This window comes from Pseudomonas sp. XP1, assembly GCF_053557675.1.
The window spans coordinates 17814-21526 of sequence record NZ_JBNRIJ010000011.1; the positions used below are offsets into that span (position 1 = coordinate 17814).

At 66.2% G+C, this 3713-nt stretch carries 3 protein-coding genes; all 3 read right to left on the minus strand.

Annotated elements, in window-relative coordinates:
- Positions 1-1062 (minus strand): DUF1513 domain-containing protein (locus tag ACK1U9_RS12345; protein WP_449109920.1); only part of this gene is annotated, 1062 nt, incomplete at its 3' end.
- 2 nt (positions 1063-1064) lie between these two features.
- Complete coding sequence (locus ACK1U9_RS12350) at positions 1065-2129, minus strand: imelysin family protein (RefSeq protein WP_046616947.1); 1065 nt, start codon at positions 2127-2129, stop codon at positions 1065-1067.
- 20 nt (positions 2130-2149) lie between these two features.
- Positions 2150-3577 (minus strand): di-heme oxidoreductase family protein, encoded by a 1428-nt coding sequence (locus ACK1U9_RS12355; RefSeq protein WP_108480665.1) that lies wholly within the window; start codon positions 3575-3577, stop codon positions 2150-2152.
- Positions 3578-3713 lie beyond the last annotated feature (136 nt).

Sequence of the window (3713 nt, forward strand, 5' to 3'; positions counted from 1 at the left end):
CGGCAGGTTCATCGGTTGCCCGACCAGCTCGGCCTTGCGGCAATCATAGAACCGGCAACGGCCCTGCCCGGAGGTGACGACAAAGCCGTCCCGTACCGCGCCCACCCCCGCGCAATCGGGCATTGGCGCATCCAGGCGCACCGCGCCGCTGTCCAGGTCCCAGACGAACAGGCGGTTGGCCCGTGGCGCGGTAAGCGCGACCAGCCGCAGCTCGCTGTGGATAGCCACGCTGGCGGTGTACTGGGCCATGGCCTGCAACTGCCGCTCCGGTACCGGGAAGGCCTTGAACGGCTCGCCCGGGCGCTTGATTGCCAGCAGTTCGGCGGTTTCATCGGCATCGCCCATGAACTGTTGGCAGGCGGCTATGGTGCCATCGCTGCCCACCGCCAGGTGGCGCACGCTGTTCATCTGCTGGGCCAGGGTTTCCTTGCTCAGCAGGGTACCGTCGCGCTGCATCAGCACCAGGCTCGGTTCCATGGCGTCGAGGTTCATCTCCACCCGGCTCTCGGCTTCGGTGCGGATACCGCCGTTGGCCACGATCAGCGTCTCGCCGTCCGGCAGCCAGGCCACTTCGTGCGGGCCGATGCCATGGGTCGGAATCTCGCCGCTGTGCACCAGGCGCTCGCCTTCGAAGCGGTATACACCGAGTACGCCACGCCCCGGGTCGGTGGTGTCGTTCTCGGTGGCGTACAGCCATTCGCCACTTTTATGGATGACCGCGTGGCCGTAGAAATGCCGGTTCGGCTGCGAGCTCACGGTCTGCAGCAGGCGCCCGTCGCGCAGGTCGACCAGGTAGCTTTCGGTGCCGGGACGGCGGGCGACGAACAGGGCGATCGGCAGATCCGGGTGATGGATGATGGCATGGCAACGTTGGGCGACCTGGGTGCTGAACACCTGGGTGCCGTCCAGGCGGAACCCGACCGCATAGTGCTTGCCATCGCCGTCGTCACGCGCTGACAGCAGCAGGGGCTCGCTGCCTTTGTTGCGGAACAGGCTCCAGCCGCCCAGGGTGAGGGCGCTGAGCAATACGCTACCGAGTTTGAGGGCCTGGCGTCGCAGCATGATCAGTCACCGTCGTTGGCATTGAAGCCCAGCTGGATGTTCAACGCCTTGGCCAGCTCGCCTTCGTGCAGGCGGTGGACGACGTTTAGGCTGTCGTAGATCTGGTTCAGGGTTTGCTGGCCGGCGTCGTCGGCCAGCAGCTCGCCCAGGGTCTTCTGGTTGGCGGCCAGCAGCTTGAGCGAGGCAGCGTAGGCGGCGTCGATCTTGTCCGCCAGGGTTTTCTGATCGCTGGACAGCAAGCCGCGCAGGCCTTGGTTGTCGACCCCGAGCCAGACCGCTTCGGCGGCCTTGAGGCTGGCCTCCAGGCTCTTGAGCGAGCTGTGGCTGCGCCAGGCTTCGGCCTGCAGTGGCTGCGGAATACCCTTGCTCTGGCGGCCCATCGGTGCTCCGAGCTTTTTCTTCAGGCTGTCCAGGGCGGTGACCTGGGCGCGCAGCAGGTCGGCGATGGCCTCGTGGGAGTCGGCGTAGCGCTGGTTGGGGAACTTGGTCATCTGCGAGAGCATGCCGTCGGTGCTGTTCCAGCCCTTGAGGATCTCTTCGGCCAGGGCCTTCTGATGTTCACCAATGGCGACCAGCAACGGGCAGTAGCGGGCTTTCTGCTCGGCTGTGGCAATGTCCGGCTTGCTGTCGAACAGGATGTACTCGTAGGCCGACAGGCCACGTACCACCACGCTGGCCTTGCCCAGGGCCGCGGCATCGACGGGCTGGTCGGCGTTGACCAACTGCTCGACCTGGCGGCCGACCAGGTTCTTCTTGTCGGGCCAGAACTGTACCTGCCAGGCGCGGTTGCCTTCGGCCAGCGGGCCGACCAGCAGCGGTTGCAGTTCGGCCCAGGCCTTTTGCGCATTGAGGAAGTCGGCCCGGGCCTTGTCCAGGGTTTCCTTGCCTTCGCAGTAGGCCAGGGCGCTGGCGGCCAGCGTGCGGTCGGCTTCGACCCAGCGGCTGTAGGTGGGCAGGATCACCTGTTTGGCGATGGCAGCGGAGGTCACGGCTTGCGGGTCCTGCGGCGAACAGGCGCCGAGGGCGAGTGCGGCGAGGCTGGTGAACAACAGTTTGGGTCGGAACATGCCCGGCTCCTTTGCGCTTTTTAAAGTGAGTTCAGGAAAGCCAGCAACGCGGCACGCTGCTCGGCATTGAAAGTGAGTACGAAATTGCGTGCCGCCTCGGCCTCACCACCGTGCCAGAGCACCGCTTCGAGCAGGCTGCGGGCGCGGCCGTCGTGCAGGAACTGGCTGTGGCCACTGACCGTTTCGCTCAGGCCTATGCCCCACAGTGGCGGGGTGCGCCAGTCCTGGCCGTTGGCGGCAAATTCGGTCCGCTCGTCGGCCAGGCCCGGGCCCATGTCATGCAGCAGCAGATCGCTGTAGGGGCGGATCAGCTGGTTGGCCAGTTCCGGCTCGGCGGCATTGGTGGCGGTGGTGAACTGTGGTGTATGGCAGCCCTGGCAGCCGGCCTGGTAGAACAGGTTCTTGCCCGCCAGCACCTGCGGCGAGCCCACGTCGCGGCGGGCCGGCACGGCCAGGTTACGGGTGTAGAAGGTGACCAGGCGCAGGATGTTGTCGCTGACCTCCTTCTCGCCATCGGCACCGTCGCCGTTGGGCGCGGCCAGGCAGTCGGCCTGCGACGGGGTGCAGTCACCATTGGGCTGCAGTGTGGTGGTCAGGCCCATGTCGCCGGCAAAGGCGTGAACGTTCTGCTGGTTGACGTTGGGCTGCCCGGCCTTCCAGCCGAAGCGGCCGACCACGGTCTTGCCCAGGGCATCGTCCCACACCCGGTTGGCCCGGCCGCGGATGCCGTCGCGGTTACGGTCATCCGGATCTTCGTTGGCCAGCAGGTCGGCTTCGGGGATGGCTTCGAGCAGGCCCAGGCCGATCATCGGCGGCGCCACCCGCGCCGAAAAGCGCGTGTCGGGGTGCATCACGCCATAGCCGAGCTGGGTGATCTGCAGGGCCGGCTTGCGCAGCTCGACCTGGTGACCGTCCTCGAACGACACCGTTTCGCTGGTGTAGCTCACCCGCACCTTGCCTTCCGGCGTCACGCCGGGGATGGCCATGTCCTGCAACTGGGTGCCATAGACCGGCTCCGGCACCACCCCGAGGCGTTCGACCACCTTGGCCAGGTAGGGCTGGTCGGGGATCGACAGGCGTACCAGCATCGAAACGGCGTTGCTGTCGCCCGGCTCTGGCGGGTGGCCGCGCCCGTCGCGCACGTGGCAGTTCTGGCAGGCATTGGTGTTGAACAGCGGACCCAGGCCGTCACGCGCGGTGGTGGTGGAAGGGGCGATCACCCAAGGGTTGCGGAAGAAGCTGTTGCCTACGGCGAAGTCCAGGCGCCGCTCGGCCGAGAGGTTGGCCGAGGGCAGGGAATAGGCATTGCGGTCAGTGCGCTGCACGGTGGCTTTGCCGCCCGACAACGCTTCGCCGGGCTCGGCCTGGGTGAAACGCGGAGCGTCGTCACAAGCGGCGAGGGCAAAGGCCAGCAGCAGGGGGGAGAGTCGGGACAGCGACAAGGACATCGAGAATCCTGGGCGTGAGCGAAAAACCGGCGTGCAAGCTTAGCAGGGTGAAAGAGTTTGAATAAGAGCAATTTGCAATTGCTGGATGAAATCGATGTCAGTTGGCCATGGTTTGTGGTCGCCTGGTCGGGCCCTA